Source organism: Bacillus sp. GZB, assembly GCF_001975995.1.
In the GTDB taxonomy this organism is placed as follows: Bacteria; Bacillota; Bacilli; order Bacillales; family Bacillaceae; genus Bacillus; species Bacillus velezensis.
In genome coordinates this window covers 1,002,651-1,020,507 of record NZ_MTQG01000010.1, presented here as the reverse complement: position 1 = coordinate 1,020,507, position 17,857 = coordinate 1,002,651, and the positions used below count along the sequence as shown (strand labels likewise).

Sequence of the window (17,857 nt, the reverse complement as noted above, 5' to 3'; positions counted from 1 at the left end):
TCAAGGTGTCATGTGTAAGCCGATGTCTATCATAACATGAAAAAAAACTGCTTAGTAGTCTAGACTTTTATTCTTATTTTTTGTAAGAATCACATTTTTTTTCGCTTTCAACGGTTTCTTCAATCTCCACATCAGCACCGATTTCTTTCAGTACGGCTTTCAGAGCGCTTGTGATGGAAGCCTCTCTGATCAGTTCTTTGCCGTCAACGATGATGCTGGTTCCATATTCATAGCAGGAATCATCTTCACAAGTTTCTTCCCAATGGTTGATTATCACCTTGTGTTTCAATCGTCTCACCCTCTGCATGATCAATGTCAGTACTTAGTGTAGCTTGTGTTGCCTGCTTTGTAAATTCGAACGCTTGTGAAATTTATTCAAGCTCATCCAGCGCCGTTTCTTTTTTCAGTTCAATTTTATTCGTTTTTTCATCATAGCGGTATATTTTTAAGTATCCGTCCTCAACGATGCCGAAACGATTATGTTCCAGCTGCACCATGCCTTCTGTCTGCGGTTCGGCATCCGTTGAGCCGCCGTCATCATCCGTCACCACCGTCTCATGATTGCTGCAAGCTCCAAACAGCAAAAAAACAGCGATCCAAACGAGCGTAATCCTGATTCTTCTCAGTTCATTTTCACTTTCGAACACGATTTTCCGAACCCCCTTTTATGTTTCCGATATACAGCCTGCAATATACAGATGCGCATAGAAAAAGACCATTGTTCATGGTCTTTTTCAAAAAGTCTATTCAAGCTCAAGCTGGACGTTTTTTTGCGGGGCGAACGTGGAGATGGCATGTTTATAAATAAGCTGCTGCTTCCCCTCCGTTTCGAGCAAAACGGTAAAGTTGTCAAAGCCTTTTACCTGGCCGCGAAGCTGGAAGCCGTTGAGTAAAAACACCGTGACGAACGTATTGTCTTTTCGGATTTGATTCAAAAACTGATCTTGAATATTAATCGGTTTCATGTTTCGTCCTCCTTGGTTCTCAATACAATACTGTTTCGATTAAATTTCCAGTTTTCCTGCTATGCACTCGAAAATTTCCTTTTTTTTCTGCTCAATATCAACAGGCGGCGTCATATCTGTCCATGAAACGGGCATTTTATTGCGAAACCAGGTCAGCTGGCGTTTCGCATATCGCCTAGAATTTTGTTTTAATTGCTCCACAGCCTGAGGAAGCGGCACTTTTCCATCAAGATATTCATACAGCTCTTTATAACCGATCGCCTGAATCGATTGGCTGTCCCGGATATTCATATCATACAGCCGCTTTACTTCGTCAAGAAGGCCGGTTTCCAGCATCAGGTCAACGCGCTCATTAATCCGGCCGTACAGCACTTCTCTGTCCATTGTAAGACCGATAAGAACCGCATTGTAAAGCAGCTCCCGTTTTTGGGTTTTAAGATGCTCTGACATTGTTTTTCCCGATACATGCAGAATTTCGAGCGCGCGGATGACTCTTCGCGTATTGTTTTGATGAATGGCTGCCGCCGCTTCCGGGTCAGCTGCCGCAAGCTTGGCATGAAGCGCTTCCGCCCCTTCTTCAGCCGCCAGTTTCTCCATGCGCTCCCGGAATACAGGGTCACCGGAGTTTTCCGTGAACGTATAGTCATACAGCACGGACTGAATGTACAGACCCGTCCCCCCGACAATCATCGGCAGCTTTCCTCTATCAGAAATCTCGGTGATTTTTCCCCTTACCATTTTCTGATAATCCGCCGTTGAAAAAGTGTCGGACGGCTCCAAAATATCAATCAGGTGATGCGGCACGCCTTCTGTCTCTTCTTCGGTGACTTTGGCCGTTCCGATGTCCATCCCTTTATATACCTGCATGGAATCTCCGCTGATGATTTCCGCATTCAGCATTTTCGCGAGTCCGATGCTTAGTTTTGTTTTTCCGACTGCCGTCGGTCCGACGAGTATGACGACAGGTTGTTTTTTATTTTTCAATATGTATCACTCTCTTTTATAAATCTCCCCCTAATTATAGCATTCATTTCTTCAGGCACCTATCCATTTTGCCCTTTTTCCTGAGCGCTAAACGTCCACTACCACCCGATCGGCTCGTTTCCGACAACCTCTCTCGTTTTTCCTTTGAGTGTATGGCGGTGCGTTTTCCGTCCTTCCTCCCGCGGATCGTAAACGACGCCGCCGTGCTGGATCTGAATCGGCTCATTGTAGGCGGCAAAGGTGGTCTCTGAAAGCTCATGGTAATGTGTTCCGTCAACCCTCGGGATGGCAGGGCCGGAAATGCCATAATACCTATGAAAATGGCCGTTTTCAAACGAGGTGATGCCCGTATAGAAATGTGTATGCTCATCTGTATTGCTGCCGTTCTCCGGCTGCGAAAAGCCTTCAATCAAATGGTAATGCCCCTGCACTACATCCGTAACCGCCCGGTATGCGTGTGTGTGCGGAGGTTTTTTTGACCAATCGGACTGATACAGGCCCACAAAAGCTCACTCCTTTATTTTTTTGATAAACGCCCAATCAAAAATTGGTGGGCTGAATACTCTGTTATCATCTCAAATTTATTCTTGGAGGTACCTTAATTATGAATGAAGAATACACATACGCAGTAGATAGTGAAATGAGACAGTTTGGGCGGCCTGGATTTGGGTTCGGACGGCCCGGATTTGGGTTTGGCCGGCCGGGCTTCGGCTTCGGGCGTCCCGGATTCGGATTTGGATTCGGACGGCCGGGTTTTGGATTTGGCCGGCCTTGGTTTGGTTATGGATTCGGACGGCCGTTTGGTTTTTACGGCGGACCGTTTTTCGGAGGGCTTGTCGGGGGGCTTGTCGGAAGCGCTTTATTCAATCCGTACTTGTACGGGGGTTACGGCTACGGCTATCCGTATTACTATTGACGAATCAAAAAGGCTCCTCCCCGGGGGCCTTTTTGTATAGGCCTAATGTCTTGACTTCCCGGGCAAAGTTCGGATATTATTTTATTTTACTGCCTTAAACAAAAGGCATAAGGATTATGATGAGAGGGGGATTTGATATGATTCTGGGTTATATCTTCCTCACAATTGCTATTTTATCAGAGTCAATCGGCGCGGCCATGCTGAAGGTCTCCCGCGGATTTACGCGGTTTTTGCCGAGCGCGCTTGTAGTGGCAGGCTATTCATTGGCCTTTTATATGCTTTCACTGACACTGAATCTCATTCCGCTCAGCTTATCCTATGCAACATGGAGCGGAGCCGGAACGGTGCTCGCATCCATTATCGGAGCGAAATGGTTTCATGAAAAACTGGACAAGCAGGCCGTCATCGGACTCTTTTTCTTATTGGCCGGTGTCATTTTGATGAATTGGTAGAAAGGAGAGGCATACTGATGAAAGGATTACTTTGCTTGGCATTAGCCATTGTATCAGAAGTGTTCGGGAGCACGATGCTGAAGCTGTCGGACGGTTTTACGCACCTGTGGCCCGCTCTCGGCGTCATTGCCGGAATCGGAGCCTCTTTTATGTTTTTGAGCTTCTCATTGAAAAGCCTTGATTTATCCGCCGCATACGCGACATGGTCAGGTGTCGGCACCGCTTTAACGGCAATTGTCGGCTTTTTTGTTTTTAAGGAGGCCATGACAGTCAAAATGATGATCGGGCTTGTTTTGGTCATCACGGGCGTCATCCTGCTGAACCGTTCCAAGTCTCAAAAAGCTAAAAAAAATCAAACGGCCCGGAGCTGACCGTTTGAACTCGTCAAGCGCGGGCAGCTTTTACTTCAACCTCAAGCTCCATCTCCACGTTTCCTTGGACCGCTCGTGAAATCATACATGAGGACTCTGCTTTTTGCGCTAACTTCCTGGCGAGCGTAAAGTCCGTTTCGGCTGCATCCGGCTTTAATAATATAAACGGACGGTGAATGATTTTCTGGTACGTGAACACACCGTTCGTGACATCTACAATTCCTTCAGATTCCATATGTAGATCTTCTTTATCCAGGCCGCTTCTTTCCATCATCGCCGCAAGCGTTATAATATAACAGGTCGCGGCCGCTCCAAGCAGCATTTCATCAGGATTTGTGCCTTCTCCGGGTCCGTCCATTTCCTTAGGAATGGACACAGCCGTTTCCAGCCGGCCGCTTTTAATATCGCCGACGTCATTGCGATTTCCGGGCCAATTTGCTTTTAAATAAAAGTGATGTGTTGTCAAGGGACAAACCTCCTTTTTTTCAGTTTACTCATCTTTCACTCGTTTGTCTTTTTTTAAGCTCACGAATACTCTTGATTGATCACTCTTTTTATCGTACGGACAAACCGGTAAAATTCCTCCGTTTTTGTGAATTCCCTTTCGCGATAATCAAAATTATCAAAAAACGCTTCCCGCTGTTCTCTGCTGATCTCAAGCTGTATGCTCAGCCCGGTTTGCGCCTGGTTATTGATATTTTCGGTGTTAACCCCGGCCAGACCGGTTTTTGAGGTTGCCAATTCTGCAGAAAATCCGTTTCGTTCGAGAGCTCTCACCAATTTTTTCGCCCGCTTCCGATCGCTTCCTCCGACAAGAGTATTTTTCTCGTTGCCTTTATAACCGTGCACTGCGATAACATAATGGTGCTGCTTAATGCTTTCGACTGCTGAAGGCTCATCGAACTTGGTGCTCGTAATATGAAGAGTCTGGTTATCATGCGGTTTTAATCCCTCAAACAGATAGGTTGAAAAATCATCGCTGAAAGAGCGGACGATCTCGCTCACCCCGCCCTCAATTCTCCCTCCGTGCGGCGACATGATCAATACGGGGCTCCCCTTTCGCTTATTGTACGATATATGATAATCATCGGGGTCTTCATGTTCAGCCAGATCTTTAAAATCTGTGTATGTATCAGAAGAATTCGAGGGATCAGGATCTGACGCATAATGAGCACATCTTATTAGTAAGACCATTGCTACGATAATGATGACATTAAGTAAAATTCTTTTCATCAGCTCTCCTTCTTTGCTCCTTTCTGAAAAATGACATGTTCATTATATGGATTTTTGTCAATAGGTCTTATCTTAACATTCTATTAACATTATCATCAGTGAAAAACTTCCCGGTTTCGAAAAATCAATGGATTGTCACGGTTCAAGCGCTCAAATGCCGGGCATCAGTGAAAAAAGGTTGAGAGAGGGCAAAAAAAAAGGGAGGAACGCCCGAATTTTCAGGGGCGGGAGATTCACGGCCGGAAACGGACGGCATCAAGAATACGCTTTTAAAAATGAATATCCGCCTCCCGAAGCAAATGCACAGGACAGAATGGAGCCCGTCAAAAAAGTTCTCATCTGCCTTTTTGTACAGCAAAATGCCGTTACAGCCCGCTCATCCCCTTTTTTTATAATAATGGTCCGTTTTGAAATGGAGCCGTCTTTTTTCATATATAATATCAATCGGAAGCTGTTTTTCCAAGGAATGTCTCAATATTATGTTCATATATATACCTCCTTCCGCCGGCTTCATTATAAACGAACAAACGTTCTTCTTCAACTCGATTTCTTCTCCTGAAAAAGCCGCAAGTAACCAGCGCTCCTGAAGGACAAACAAACTGACCGAACATACGGCCTGTTCATATGGTATAGAGAGAATCGCCAGAATGGGAGGAAAAGTATATATGTTTGGTTACTCAATGGTACAAATGGTGCGGTCAAATGCTCATAAGCTGGACTGGCCGCTCAGAGAAAACGTATTACAGTTATATAAACCTTTCAAATGGACACCTTGCTTTTTGCACAAGTTTTTCGAAAAAAAGGTGAAAAACAGAAAGAAAATGTCAGTCATCATTGAATTTGAAGAGGGCTGCCATGAATCCGGTTTTCACAGCACAGGACAGGTCTTATCAAAAGAAAAACGCTGCACCATAAAAAAGCAGTTTCAAACAATCAATTGCTGCAGCGCCGAAGTCACTCCGTCCGCCCTTCACATGCTTCTTTCGCAATGCCGGGATATCCGTAAAATCTATTTAAACCGTGAAGTAAAAGCGCTCCTTGATACGGCAGCTGAATCGTCTCATGCAAAAGAAGTCACCCGTAACGGCACCGTATTAACAGGAAAAGGCGTAATCGTTGCCGTTATTGATACCGGAATCTATCAGCATCCCGATTTAGAAGGCAGAGTTATCGGATTTGCGGACTTTGTCAACCAAAAGACAGAACCGTATGACGACAACGGGCACGGCACCCATTGCGCCGGTGATATCGCAAGCAGCGGCGCTTCATCTTCGGGTAAATATCAGGGGCCGGCGCCGGAAGCTGATCTGATCGGAGTCAAGGTTTTAAACAAATCAGGATCAGGAACCTTGGCTGATATCATTGAAGGTGTGGAATGGTGCATACAATATAATAAAGAACACACAAAGAATCCGATCAAAATCATCAGCATGTCACTGGGCGGAGATGCGCTCAGATATGATAAAGAAACGGACGACCCGCTCGTCAAGGCCGTTGAAGAGGCATGGAATAAAGGAATCGTCGTCTGCGTCGCCGCGGGCAACTCCGGTCCGGAAGCTCAAACGATTTCAAGCCCCGGTGTCAGCGAGAAGGTCATCACGGTAGGCGCCTATGATGACAATGATACGGCCAGCAATGAGGACGATACGGTCGCTTCTTTCTCAAGCCGCGGCCCGACGGTGTACGGAAAAGAGAAGCCTGACATTCTTGCGCCCGGGGTCGATATCGTATCTCTCCGTTCTCCGCGTTCATACCTTGACAAATTACAGAAATCAAACCGTGTAGGCTCCTTGTATTTCAGTCTGTCGGGCACGTCCATGGCCACTCCGATCTGTGCGGGCATTGCCGCCTTAATCCTTCAGCAAAACCCGCAGCTTTCGCCTGACGAAGTGAAAACACTGATCAAACAAAGTCCGGATCAATGGACAAATGAAGATCCGAACATTTACGGAGCGGGCGCAGTGAACGCTGAAAACGCTGTGCCGAAAGAGTAACCTTTTTATCATGAGAACGGGGTCGTCTGCACCGGCAGATGACTCCGTTTTTCAGGTGAACAGATGAAACATTTATAATGAAGGAACTCGGAATGCTTCAAAACCGGCTGTCAGAAAAAAAGATCAATGCAAGGAAGTGTATTTCTAAAAAAATAGGGAATAAGTATGGTGTAGATAAAAGGAGGAATCACAATGGCACTTACAAACACCGAATTGTCTGAATGGCTGCAAAAACAGATCGGACAAACGCTTGATATCAGAAAAGGAGAGCTGACAGACAGCCGAAACGAGATTTCTGATATGGACCAGATCATGCTTCACCTTGATGATGTTCTCGTCCGCCGGACAAACCATCCCGATGACTATGTAGCGGACGAAGAGCTCGTCTTAAAAGGGCACGGCACAACCTATACGGAGGAAGGAAATGTCCCGCTTCCCCAAGATGCGTATGAAATCCCACTGCTCGGCGACATTACCATCCAAAAGGAGCAAGACGGATTAAAGGTACATACAGATCGGGCCGTTTATACAATCGGGACCCGGAAAGAGCAATAAAAAGAAAAAACGCCCTGAATCAGCGGCGTTTTTTTATTGGTTTTTTTCTTCAGAATATCCGTGGAACATCGTGAATGCGCAAAGCATAATGCCTAAAATAATGATAATCGGAAGCCAGATCACGGCAAACTTATAATCCGGTTCAGCAAAAGCGCCTATGACCGCCCCAAAGCAATACAGCACCAAGGCAAGCGCTCGCAATACAGCATCTCTCGTAAACTGCTTCCGCTTGTCCGCTTTGTAAAACCTTGCGGTAAGATCTTCAAAAAAATTAGCGAGCGTTCCTGTTAATACGGTCGTGGAAATCCCCGCTACACCAAGTTTTCTCGCGGCTGTCGTCTGCATTCCCATTGCGAAGCTGAGCAGCATAATCAGCACATAAACAGAAATGGCATCTGCAAAAAAGCAAGAGAACAAAGCAAACAGCAGCAAAACAGCTCCTTCAATAGCTAAAGCGGCAGTTACCGCAGGGGGCCAGAATGATTTCTTTTTATTGCCCACAAGCAGGGCCGCGGCAATAACACCGGCAATAAATCCGATTAACGAGGTTAACGATTTGAGTACGGCAAGGTGCCATGAGTTGCCGATCGCCAGGCCGAACAGAACGATGTTCCCCGTCATATTGGCGGTAAAGATATGTCCCAGGCTTAAATAACCGATCACATCCACAATTCCCGCTGTTAAACAAAGAAGTAAAAGTGCAATATTTCGGTATGTAGTCACTGTCAATGTGATCCAATCCTTTCTCATGCTGATTCCAACATATAAGTTTACTCTTTGCCATTTCATATGTCCAGCCGGCGTGCCGCTTTTTCAGAGCATAAAAAAACTCCGGCGAACCGGAGAAGCTACTGAACGATAAATAATACTCTCGTGCCGTCGGAATATCCGCTCATTTGATTTCCAACCCATGAACCGGCCCCGCGGTTATCCGACGGGGTTACATATCTGATATCAGCCCCCGCCCCGCCTTCTGTGCAGACTGCCATGGGCCATTCATCACGGTCAAACCCGGGCTTTGTCGGAATTCCTTTCAATGATTCTTTCCTTCTATTCTCCGCTCCGCCCCTATCAATTGTACAAATCTCAGAATGACCTGCCGAAATGGCGTCTTTTATATGATTTCCCGTCTCCGGATATTTTGACAGCGGGAAATACAGCACCTGATCGTATCGGGATGCGGCACGAGCAGCACTGTCCGAATGGATGCCGGCGCCCGTAAGGCCGAACTGAAGAGAGATCACCAAAAGCAGACTTGCCGCCCATTTCATAAACGCATTCATTCACATCCTCCTTAAGAAGTTGATATGAAGCGTAAATATGTATATTAGCCGGATTTAACACACATGATGAAATGGCAAAAAAAGTTTGCTGTTTTGTTGATAATCAACGAAAATGGCGGCTTTACGATTTGTCTATTGAACCGGCTTCTGTTTCCTTATATATTTTAGACATACTTATGAGCCGTTGTGATCAGTGTCTTCGGCAGATAAAAGGAGGAATGCCGTCCGGTCGGCAGGCACCGGCTGTTTGTTATGTCTACTCAAAAACATGAAGGCGGGGAAATCCAGATGGAAAAAACAATGTTTCACCCACACTCACCCGAGTTTCACGAAAACCCTTTTGCGGTTTTAAGCAGATTCAGAGAGCAGGACTCCATACATAAATTCGAACTGCAGCGTTTCGGAGGCACCTTTCCGGCTTGGCTCATCACGCGTTATGATGATTGTATGGCGTTTTTAAAAGACGGCAGAATTACGAGAGATGTAAAACGGGTCATGCCGAAGGAGCTGATCGCGAAGCTGAATGTCAGTGAAGATATCGATTTTGTCTCAGAGCATATGCTGGCAAAAGACCCGCCGGATCATTCACGTCTTCGATCTTTGGTGCATCAGGGGTTCACTCCCCGGATGATTGAGCAGCTTCGCACCGGGATAGAGCAGATCACAGAAGATCTGCTGGATGAAATGGAAACAAAAGCAGACCCTGATATCATGAGAGATTTCGCCGCACCGCTTCCGTTTATCGTCATTTCCGAGCTGCTCGGAATTCCGAAAGAGGACCGCGCCAAATTTCAAGTGTGGACAAACGCAATGGTCGACACGTCAGAAAGCGGACAAGATGCGACCAATCAGGCTCTCAAAGAATTTAAACAATATATGAAAACACTGATCGAAGAAAAAAGAAAACATCCGGGTGAAGACTTGACGAGCAAGCTTATTTACGCTGAAGAGGACGGCCAAAAGCTGAGTGAATCAGAGCTGTATTCCATGCTGTTTTTGTTAGTCGTTGCCGGGCTTGAAACAACGGTTAACCTTCTTGGCTCCGGCACCCTGGCGCTTCTTCTGCACAAAGACCAGATGGAGAAGATAAAGCGGCAGCCCGAAGATATCCAGACGGCGGTCGAAGAGCTTTTGCGTTATACCTCTCCCGTCATCATGATGGCGAATCGATGGGCGATTGAAGATTTCACTTATAAAGATGTTTCTATTAAAAAAGGTGATATGATATTTATCGGCATCGGTTCAGCCAATCGGGACCCGGAATATTTCGATGATCCTGATACATTAAATATAGCGAGAACACCGAACCGTCATATTTCTTTTGGATTCGGCATTCATTTTTGTCTCGGGGCTCCGCTCGCCCGGATGGAAGCATCCATTGCCTTTACCGCGCTTTTAAAACGGTTTCCGAATATAGAGCTGAAAGGCGCGCCCGAGGATGTAACATGGAGAAAAAATGTGTTTTTGAGAGGGCTTGAAACATTGCCTGTCAGATTTTAATATCGCCCCCGGTTTATCGGGGGTTTTTTAATGTCTTATAAACAGAAATCAATATAACAATGAAAATTTAGTACATAGTTAATTTAGTTCTATATAAATAAAAAAGCGGCCGGATTGCTCCGGCCGTTCTCTATTACCGTCTTACCAACTCATTTGTTTCGTCCAGCTTTTTTCTGAAAGATTTAAGGAAATTTGCGCTTATCGTTCCTTTGTTTGCGTACAGTTTTTCGCAGAATGCTTTAATGGCGTTTTGCGGCTTCGGTTCCGACAGCATTGTGACATGATTGGAAGAGTGAACGTCCAGCAGGTGAAACTGTTTCATCTGGCGTTCCCATTCTTTCCAATACGCATCATGGTCTAATGGAATCTGTTCTTCCTCTGCTGTCAGATAACGTTCAAGATCTCCGAGGAACAAACCGCTTTTATTACGGAAGTAGTAGCATTGCAGCGCTTCCGGATGAGGCAGCGGCTTCATGTCATACTCTTCCATTCCGTAAGCGAGCTGCGTCTTCATCATTTGCTCCAGCTGCATCCGGATCGCTTCTTCGGATTTTGGCAGACCGCGCTTTTTGGCAAGGCCGATCAATTCTTTCAATACTTCTTCTTCCTCAGCCTGGACGGTAATGTCTTCTCTGCTGATTAATGCCTCTTCAAGGTTTTCAGGCTTAAGATATGCTGTAAGCATCGTATTGATCGTTTGCAGCATGACTGACTTAACAGATGGTTTTCTTTCTTTCCATTTTTCACTGTACGGGGTGTCGATCATGACGGCGCTTTTTACCGTATGACCTTCCTCCTGCAAGAGGCGCGCGGTTTCGTATGCAAACATTCCGCCCAAGGAATATCCGCCGAGGTCATAAGGGCCTTTCGGCTGTACCGCTTGGATGATTCTCTTATAAGAAGCGGCCGTCTCTTCGATTCCTTGCAGCGGCTCTTTCCCTGTCAAACCTCTTGCCTGGATGCCGTAAAAAGGTCGCTGACTCTTTTTGGCGAATGGCTGGTATGCTTCAACGCCTCCCGTTCCGCCGTGAAACCAAAAAACAGGACGGCCTTTTTCTCTATCGTTCAGCTTGACGAGTTCGGGAAAATTCCGGCCCGCCTCCTGCGATTGGTTCGTTTTTAACAGCATGCTAATCTCCTGAACAGTGCTGCATTTCTGAAGAGCCTCCAGACTGATGCGGCTGTCTCCGCCCTCAAGTTTTTTCAGCAGCTGAATAGAGGAGATTGAATCGAAGCCGTATTCAGTCAGCGGCTTATTTTGATCCATTTCCGCTGGCTCCATCCCCAAAATGTCTGCCACAATGTCAGCCGCGCTCTCGCAGCGGATCTGAGGATTCTGGGAAACCGGTGCAAGGCTGATGCCTTCTGGCTGACCGCCGTTCCAATACTTATGGTTTTCAAAAGGATATGTCGGAAGCGGCACTCTTTGAACAGATTTGCCTTGGTGGAGTCTGTCCCACGGTATATCCGCACCTTTCACCCAGCAAAATGCAAGCTTTTCCAGATTGTTTTCAGCCAACAGCGTCTCTGTGACGACTATACCGAGAGTCCCTTCCAGTAAAACGCCGATATCTCCTGATCCAGTCTGCTGACTGCCTGTAAAGAAGCTTTTCATTCCATTGCTTTCTTCGGAAAATGCTCTGTACTCTTTCAGTTTTTCCAGCAATTCATCTTGATTGCGGGCAACGAGTGCCAGGCGGCAGTTCATCGCCTCACGGCCGGTCTGAAGCGTATAAGCAATATCCCGCAATGACGGAGTATCTCCAGTTTGCACAAAATCGGCCAGCTGACCTGCGGCCGCCTTTAGGCGCCCTTCGTTCTTAGCAGAAAGGACGATAAGCTGCGGTTCATGCACAGATTCTTTGTCTTTATGGCTCGGGCTGTACTGTTCCAAGACGACATGCGCATTCATGCCGCCGAAGCCATAGCTGTTAATTGCGGCCCGGCGCGGGATCAGTCTGCCCGTATGGTCGGTGAGCTGTGTCCATTCCTGATTGTCTTCGGTGAAACGGAAGCGGCTTTTCTGAATGGCCATTTGCTCATTTGCAGCTGTAAATCCGGGAATGCCCGGGATGGTATGATGCTTCATGGCCATCGCCACTTTTATAAGGGCGGCCAGTCCGGAAGCGAGTTCGCCGTGCCCGATGCAAGGTTTCACGGTGCTGATATAACAAGGCGCGCTTTCCTCTTGATTTGCAGACTCGCCGTAACCCGCTTTGATTGCATTAAACTCCAGCGCATCTGCCATTTCGGAGGCAATGCCGTGCGCTTCAATATAAGTGACGGTTTGCGGATCAACATCGGTGTCTTCGTACGCTTTTTTCATCGCGGCCTTCATTCCCGCCGGATTCGGTGCGTGAAGCGACATGCCTTTACCGCCGTGAGACACTCCTGTTCCTTTAATGACCATGTGAATATGATCGCCGTCATCAATTGCCGCCTCAAGCGGTTTGATGATGATCACGCCCGCCCCTTCGCTTCTGACAAAGCCATCGGCATCTTTTTGGAACGATTTCGCCCGGCCGTTTTTGCTTAAATATCCCATTGAGTCAAAACCGATAAAGCCCTTCGGCGACTGCAGAATATTGGCGGCACCCACGACAGCCTGCTCACATTCGTTATGACGGATTGATTGAACCGCCCTGTGCAATGCCACCAGCGTTGACGTGCAGGCAGCCTCGTAATATTCACTCGGTCCTTGTAAATTGAAGGCATATGATATTCTGTTCGGAATGATGGACGGAATGGCTGTTCCATTGTTCGGATCGCTGTTGCCCGCGGCAACGAAAACGCCTGTCGGTCTGCTTGATAATGCCTTATTTGTCAGGCCCGCATCCTCCATTGCCTTCCATGTATGCATCAAAAGCAGAAATTGCTCCGGCCCCATTTGTGATGCCTCTTTAGGAGAAATTCCGAAAAAGAGCGGGTCAAATTCGCCGACACCGTCAATAAAACCGCCCCATCTGAGACTCGTGTCATTCTCATCACCGGCGTAACGGCGCCAGTCCCAGCGGTCCGCCGGAATTTCGGTAATACAGTGATCCCCGTTTACGATGTGCTCCCAAAAAGACTGGATATCCGGGGATTGCGGAAACTGAGCTGACATACCGATAATCGCGATTCCTTGCTTGATATCGGCGTTATCACAAGGCTTATGCTGTTTCTTCGGTAAAGTGCGCTCTTCTGTTTCCGTGACCCTGGCCTCTTCTGAATGCTTATGATCGGCAAGCAATTGAGAAAACTTGCTCTCATATGCTGACGCGAAGTGGCGGGTCAGCTCCTCCGCGGTCGGATACTCGAAAAACAATGTTGGATTCACATCGATGTCCGCCTCTTGGCCGATCTCTTTTGTCAGCCCGATCAGGCTCGCTGAATCAAGTCCCAATTCCATGATATTCGCGTCAGAACGAAGAGATGGCGCGGATTCATCCATCATCTTGGCGAGCTTGCCAAGGACGTAGCTGCGGATATCATCTGTCAGACTGCCGGCAGAAATCGGTGCTCCCGCATTCTTCACAGCCGTTCGGGCCGGCTGATTTATCTGTTCGGTTTTCGGGCGGAACCGTTTCAGGGCATAGCCTTCAAAACGCATCACCACTTCCGATCGCCTGCTGATGACATCTGCGTTAATCAGAATCATTTCCCCCGTTTGTTTGGCCAGCTTGATGTGCAGCCAGCAATCGGTAAGATCTTCCGGACTGCTGAAGGTGACGGAATTAATGCCGAACGGAAGATAGCTTTCCGCCTCCGTTTGGTCCAATAAAGAAAGCGAGGCCAAGTAAGCACTGTTGGCGATTAACGGATTTACGGCATAATGATGCGCTTGTTGTGAGTCGCTATTGTTCAGGTTCACTTTCGCTAAAACGGCATCAGAGCCTTTGTACAGGCGGGTGATCGTTTTAAATTCTTCTCCCCACACGACAGTTCCCGTTCCGTCTCCGTATAACTCATCTATCCGGCCCACTTCCCGGTAAGAGCGCTGAATGGCCGCCAGATCCGCGTGCTGCTTTTGAAACGGATACGGGCTGCACTCGGCATACGCCGCTATGCTCCAATCAGGAGACGTGCGGCTGCGGTGCATTATGCTCAGTTCAAATCCATCCCCGTTTTGTTTCGATTCTGTTTTCAGCTCGATGCGATCGCCTTTTTTTACGGTAATGGGGCTCGCGTAATTCAGTTTTTTAATTTGTCCTCCTTCCGCTTCAGGAAAAAGATCACAAAAATGATCGACTGCCAGACTGTTATATGTAGCGCCGGCGAGTACCGGTTCTCCGCTGAATTGATGCCCTTTCACGTATGGGTCGTCATCACTGTATACCGCCTGAACGCCGGCAGCGTTTTCTGATTCACCGAATTGAAAAGAAGTCCCGTGGTCAAAAGCGTAGGCCGGCAGATGAACGGCGTGCTCTTGCTGCAACTGATCAAACGCGATACTCTCTCCTTTTTCCCATTGCCGCGCACGCCGGCCAATATCAGAATCGGAGAAATTGAGATTCCGCTGATCCATGCGGTAAGCGGCCAGCTTTTCCAGCAGTTCCTGAACGGAAGCAGCCGTAAATGCCGCCCGATACTCCGAATGATGCGTTCTTTTTTGCAGCGCGGATGCGATGGCTGCCGGATGAAGAGATGGCGTCTTTTCTAAAAAGGCCGCCAGTCTCTCAAGATAGGCTTCAAAACTCCATTTTGTTTTCGCTGACACAAGGAAAATATATTCCTCATCGTCGTGACGGGCCTGATCGGAATTCGGGCTGATATATTCTTCTACGATGAGATTTGCGTATGCCCCGCCTGCTCCGAAGGAATTGATCATGCTTCTCCGCGGTATGATGTCTCCCGTCTCGGCATCCTTCAGACGTTCCCAATACTCGGTTTTTTCCTGCAGGTAAAAAGCCGTTTGTTCAAGGTTGATATTCGGATTTTGCGGTTTTGCGTTAATCGTCGGGACTAATGTTTCCCGCTCCATTTGCAGCAGCACTTTCGCGAGCTGGGACATGCCGGAAGCCGCCTCTAAATGGCCGAGATTTGACTTGACGGATCCAAGCGCGCAAAATCGTTTTTTATCAGTATATTGCGCGAACGCGTTTGTCAGGGCAATGACCTCAATCGGATCTCCCAATACAGAGCCGTTTGCCGCTGATTCAACATAACTGATTGTTTCCGGATTGATTCCGGCCTTGTCGATGGAAGCCGCCATGAGCTTCGCCTGCTGTTTCGGATCCGGAGCCGTGTACATCTGCCTTCCGCCGCTATGGCACAACGCGCTGCTTTTAATGACCCCGTAAATATGGTCTTTGTCGGCAAGCGCTTTGGAGAGCGGCTTCAAGAGCACCGCCCCGACTCCTTCTCCCGGCATCAGGCCCGTGCCGGTTCCGAAGCTTTTGCTCTCACTTCCCTGTTCAAGCAAATTCGCCCGTTCGAGCGCATCATATTTAGACGGTTCAAGCGTGAGATTGACCCCTCCGGCAATCGCCATGGAACAGCTGTTAAGCTTCAGGCTTTCACAGGCGAGATGAATGGCGCTCAGTGAGCTGGAGCATGCGGTCGTAACGCCCATGCTCGGACCCGTTAAATTGAAAAAGTGGGAAATGCGGTTGGCGATATGCCAATCCCCTCCGTTAGAGCTGAGCGCGGCTTTTTCCAATGACGGGATATTCCAGAAATATTGATTGTACATACTGCCCATAAATACACCGATGCCGCTGTCTGATTCCTGCCATTCGTTTACTCTTTCTAACGAGTAACCGCCGTTTTCAAATGTTTCCCATACGGTTTCTAAGCTTAGACGGAGCTCAGGCGTCATCTCCATCACATGGTCTTCCCGCATGTCAAACAAGTGATGGTCAAAAGCGTCAATATGCTGCAGAAATCCGCCGTACCGTGTTTTGCGTTCTTCTTTTCGTGTTTCTTTTGCCATTGTTTTCAGAAGACCGGACTTCCATCTGTTTTCCGGGGCTTCCGTAATACAGCTGTCTCCGGCTTTTAAATGTTCCCACAGCTCATCGAGCGTTTCAGACTCGGGATAGCGGCCGCTGATGCCGATAATGGCAATGTCGTCACGATCAGAACGATTAACGGTGACGGTTTCTGTTTCCGGCTTTGGCGCTTTTGGCTCTTTTTGTTCAGTGATAAATCGCCGCGTTTCCGTGACAAGCGGCACCGGTTCATTCATTGCAGGTTCCGGATGCTCCGTTTCAGGAGGCGCTTGTTCGGCTCCGAATGCCTGTTGCAGCTTATCCGGGTAATTTTCCAGCAAATACTCGGCAAGTTCTTTCGTATTCGTGTGTTCAAATAAGACCGTTTTCGGCAGCTCGCCCGTCAATGTTTCCAGTTCGCGGATAAAATTCACCTGCAAAATGGAGTCGATGCCGTATTTTTCAAAGCTGGTTTCCGGCTGAATGCGCTCGGGAGCAAGCTTTATGGACTTGGCTAACGTTTCTTTTATGAATTGCACAGTCCGGTCTGTGACTGAGAAAGACGGTTCTGTGAAATCAGCCGGCTCTTTGGAAGCCGCAGTTTCTTCAACCGCCTGCGCGTCCGGCTGCTTTTGCCTGATAACGCCGTCGCTTTCTGCCGCCACGATCTGCTGGCCGAGGTGATGTGACGATTCCGCCATAAATGTAACGTACCGATATCCCTCGCTTTCCAGCGCAGACTGCCACGCTTCAGGATACAGCCCCGGGCATCCGGGAATGCGCAGTTTGGCGTCTTCATACAGCCACCAGCCTTCCAAAAGGCCGAATGTCAGGTGAGAATAAACCGAATGGCTGCTGATCTCATTTAATAGCAAAATCCCATTCTTTTTAAGCACCGCTTTGGCATTGCGAAGTGTCCGCCGAATATTTTTTGTCGCGTGAAGCACATTTGCCGCAATTACCGCGTCATATGCGCCCGCCTCTATACCCTGCAAAGCCGGGGGCTCTTCCACATTAAACCGCTTATAAGTCAAATACGGATTGTCGGGACCGTATTCTTTTTCAGCATGCATGAAAAAGGCCTTTGACAGATCGGTGTAGCAATATTCTTTCACATGATGTTTGTACTCTTTTAATCTTTTGAAAACGGCCGCGCTCGTCCCGCCCGTCCCCGCTCCGATCTCTAATATCCGGATTTCCGCGTTCGGGTCTTCTTTCAGGCGTTCTTCAATGAAAGCCGTCAATGTGTCAGCGAGCACCTCATTAAAGTAGTCTGCCGTTTCATTGTTTTTATAGATTCCTTCCACCAATTCCATTGAGGAATCGGGAAACAGAACATCAGTGGCAGAAACTCTGCCGGATAAAATATCCGGCAAAGCTCTGAGAGCGGTCTCCACTAAGGTGATCATCGCCTGTTTGCTGCTGTCCTTGAGTAAAGGAGCTTTCTTTTCATCCCATTCTTGCCACAGAACGTCCGTACGCTCTATCGGACCTGTTAACACATACGTACTGCCTGACTGTTTCAAAAAGCCTTTTTCCACCAAGATGGAGATGCTTTCTTCCAGCCACCTGCCGTAAAACCCCTGCATGACAGGCTGCGTTTCGTTTTCCGTGAAAAATCCGACAGATTTCAGCTGGCCTGCCAATAGTTTGTAAAGAAGATCTTCAGTGTTTTGCAAAGCCGTCCCCTCC

General features: G+C 47.7%; 16 protein-coding genes and 1 pseudogene. 6 read left to right on the top strand and 11 right to left on the bottom strand.

The window, feature by feature from the left end; all coding sequences use genetic code 11:
- Positions 1–73: 73 nt before the first annotated feature.
- The 5 genes from BXO87_RS05055 to BXO87_RS05035 all read right to left on the bottom strand — a co-directional run bounded on the left by BXO87_RS05055 (position 74) and on the right by BXO87_RS05035 (position 2,452).
- Complete coding sequence (locus BXO87_RS05055; protein ID WP_003154062.1) at positions 74–289, bottom strand: hypothetical protein; 216 nt, start codon at positions 287–289, stop codon at positions 74–76.
- Between the two features lie 82 nt (positions 290–371).
- Entirely contained in the window at positions 372–647 is a 276-nt protein-coding gene (locus BXO87_RS05050; RefSeq protein WP_012117607.1) for a YmzC family protein, read from the bottom strand.
- A 96-nt stretch (positions 648–743) separates the two neighbouring features.
- A complete protein-coding gene (gene hfq, locus BXO87_RS05045; RefSeq protein WP_003154064.1) occupies positions 744–965 on the bottom strand; it encodes an RNA chaperone Hfq in 222 nt (73 codons plus the stop codon).
- A 39-nt stretch (positions 966–1,004) separates the two neighbouring features.
- The gene (gene miaA, locus BXO87_RS05040) at positions 1,005–1,949 is read right to left on the bottom strand and encodes a tRNA (adenosine(37)-N6)-dimethylallyltransferase MiaA (RefSeq protein WP_038463924.1); all 945 of its coding nucleotides are present in this window, start codon (positions 1,947–1,949) and stop codon (positions 1,005–1,007) included.
- A gap of 98 nt (positions 1,950–2,047) precedes the next feature.
- A complete protein-coding gene (locus BXO87_RS05035; protein ID WP_014417831.1) occupies positions 2,048–2,452 on the bottom strand; it encodes a YmaF family protein in 405 nt (134 codons plus the stop codon).
- Positions 2,453–2,589: 137 nt separating this feature from the next.
- On the opposite strand from BXO87_RS05035, the gene BXO87_RS05030 reads away from it, so the two are divergent.
- From BXO87_RS05030 to erbB, 3 genes are all read left to right on the top strand, one after another.
- On the top strand, positions 2,590–2,865 hold the full coding sequence (locus BXO87_RS05030; RefSeq protein ID WP_373681458.1) for a hypothetical protein: 276 nt from the start codon (positions 2,590–2,592) through the stop codon (positions 2,863–2,865).
- 137 nt (positions 2,866–3,002) lie between these two features.
- Positions 3,003–3,317 carry an SMR family multidrug efflux transporter EbrA gene (erbA, locus tag BXO87_RS05025; RefSeq protein WP_007410378.1) on the top strand — a complete coding sequence of 105 codons (315 nt, stop codon included), beginning with the start codon at positions 3,003–3,005 and terminating at the stop codon, positions 3,315–3,317.
- Between the two features lie 17 nt (positions 3,318–3,334).
- On the top strand, positions 3,335–3,688 hold the full coding sequence (gene erbB, locus BXO87_RS05020; protein WP_007410379.1) for an SMR family multidrug efflux transporter EbrB: 354 nt from the start codon (positions 3,335–3,337) through the stop codon (positions 3,686–3,688).
- A 13-nt stretch (positions 3,689–3,701) separates the two neighbouring features.
- Here erbB and BXO87_RS05015 read toward each other — a convergent pair whose 3' ends face one another.
- The 3 genes and pseudogenes from BXO87_RS05015 to BXO87_RS20945 form a co-directional block, all read right to left on the bottom strand.
- Positions 3,702–4,154: an OsmC family protein gene (locus tag BXO87_RS05015; RefSeq protein WP_038463918.1), complete on the bottom strand. Its 453-nt coding sequence runs from the start codon at positions 4,152–4,154 to the stop codon at positions 3,702–3,704.
- Positions 4,155–4,213: 59 nt separating this feature from the next.
- The gene (locus BXO87_RS05010) at positions 4,214–4,921 is read right to left on the bottom strand and encodes a poly-gamma-glutamate hydrolase family protein (RefSeq protein WP_038463915.1); all 708 of its coding nucleotides are present in this window, start codon (positions 4,919–4,921) and stop codon (positions 4,214–4,216) included.
- A 255-nt stretch (positions 4,922–5,176) separates the two neighbouring features.
- Positions 5,177–5,408: pseudogene (locus tag BXO87_RS20945) on the bottom strand (hypothetical protein).
- Between the two features lie 178 nt (positions 5,409–5,586).
- On the opposite strand from BXO87_RS20945, the gene BXO87_RS05000 reads away from it, so the two are divergent.
- The gene (locus BXO87_RS05000; protein WP_038463909.1) at positions 5,587–6,915 is read left to right on the top strand and encodes a S8 family peptidase; all 1,329 of its coding nucleotides are present in this window, start codon (positions 5,587–5,589) and stop codon (positions 6,913–6,915) included.
- 192 nt (positions 6,916–7,107) lie between these two features.
- Positions 7,108–7,470: a protein YmzB gene (gene ymzB, locus BXO87_RS04995; RefSeq protein WP_007410383.1), complete on the top strand. Its 363-nt coding sequence runs from the start codon at positions 7,108–7,110 to the stop codon at positions 7,468–7,470.
- A gap of 33 nt (positions 7,471–7,503) precedes the next feature.
- On the opposite strand, the gene BXO87_RS04990 is transcribed toward ymzB, so the two are convergent.
- Together BXO87_RS04990 and BXO87_RS04985 are read right to left on the bottom strand one after the other, a co-directional pair.
- Positions 7,504–8,259 (bottom strand): YoaK family protein, encoded by a 756-nt coding sequence (locus tag BXO87_RS04990; RefSeq protein WP_003154084.1) that lies wholly within the window; start codon positions 8,257–8,259, stop codon positions 7,504–7,506.
- Between the two features lie 59 nt (positions 8,260–8,318).
- Positions 8,319–8,753: a NucA/NucB deoxyribonuclease domain-containing protein gene (locus BXO87_RS04985; RefSeq protein WP_007611576.1), complete on the bottom strand. Its 435-nt coding sequence runs from the start codon at positions 8,751–8,753 to the stop codon at positions 8,319–8,321.
- A 288-nt stretch (positions 8,754–9,041) separates the two neighbouring features.
- Between BXO87_RS04985 and BXO87_RS04980 the strand changes: the two genes are divergently transcribed.
- Positions 9,042–10,253: a cytochrome P450 family protein gene (locus tag BXO87_RS04980; protein WP_038463906.1), complete on the top strand. Its 1,212-nt coding sequence runs from the start codon at positions 9,042–9,044 to the stop codon at positions 10,251–10,253.
- A 133-nt stretch (positions 10,254–10,386) separates the two neighbouring features.
- Here the strand turns inward: BXO87_RS04980 and BXO87_RS04975 are convergent, their stop codons facing one another.
- On the bottom strand, positions 10,387–17,844 hold the full coding sequence (locus BXO87_RS04975) for a beta-ketoacyl synthase N-terminal-like domain-containing protein (protein WP_076851237.1): 7,458 nt from the start codon (positions 17,842–17,844) through the stop codon (positions 10,387–10,389).
- Between the last annotated feature and the right edge of the window lie 13 nt (positions 17,845–17,857).

Excerpts from the sequence above, each read along its gene's own strand:
- BXO87_RS04980 (WP_038463906.1), top strand. The coding sequence starts at position 9,042 with ATGGAAAAAACAATGTTTCACCCACACTCACCCGAGTTTCACGAAAAC.
- BXO87_RS05030 (WP_373681458.1), top strand. The coding sequence starts at position 2,590 with ATGAGACAGTTTGGGCGGCCTGGATTTGGGTTCGGACGGCCCGGATTT.
- BXO87_RS04990 (WP_003154084.1), bottom strand. The coding sequence starts at position 8,259 with ATGAAATGGCAAAGAGTAAACTTATATGTTGGAATCAGCATGAGAAAG.
- hfq (WP_003154064.1), bottom strand. The coding sequence starts at position 965 with ATGAAACCGATTAATATTCAAGATCAGTTTTTGAATCAAATCCGAAAA.
- BXO87_RS04985 (WP_007611576.1), bottom strand. The coding sequence starts at position 8,753 with ATGAATGCGTTTATGAAATGGGCGGCAAGTCTGCTTTTGGTGATCTCT.
- erbA (WP_007410378.1), top strand. The coding sequence starts at position 3,003 with ATGATTCTGGGTTATATCTTCCTCACAATTGCTATTTTATCAGAGTCA.
- ymzB (WP_007410383.1), top strand. The coding sequence starts at position 7,108 with ATGGCACTTACAAACACCGAATTGTCTGAATGGCTGCAAAAACAGATC.
- erbB (WP_007410379.1), top strand. The coding sequence starts at position 3,335 with ATGAAAGGATTACTTTGCTTGGCATTAGCCATTGTATCAGAAGTGTTC.
- BXO87_RS05000 (WP_038463909.1), top strand. The coding sequence starts at position 5,587 with ATGTTTGGTTACTCAATGGTACAAATGGTGCGGTCAAATGCTCATAAG.
- BXO87_RS05010 (WP_038463915.1), bottom strand. The coding sequence starts at position 4,921 with ATGAAAAGAATTTTACTTAATGTCATCATTATCGTAGCAATGGTCTTA.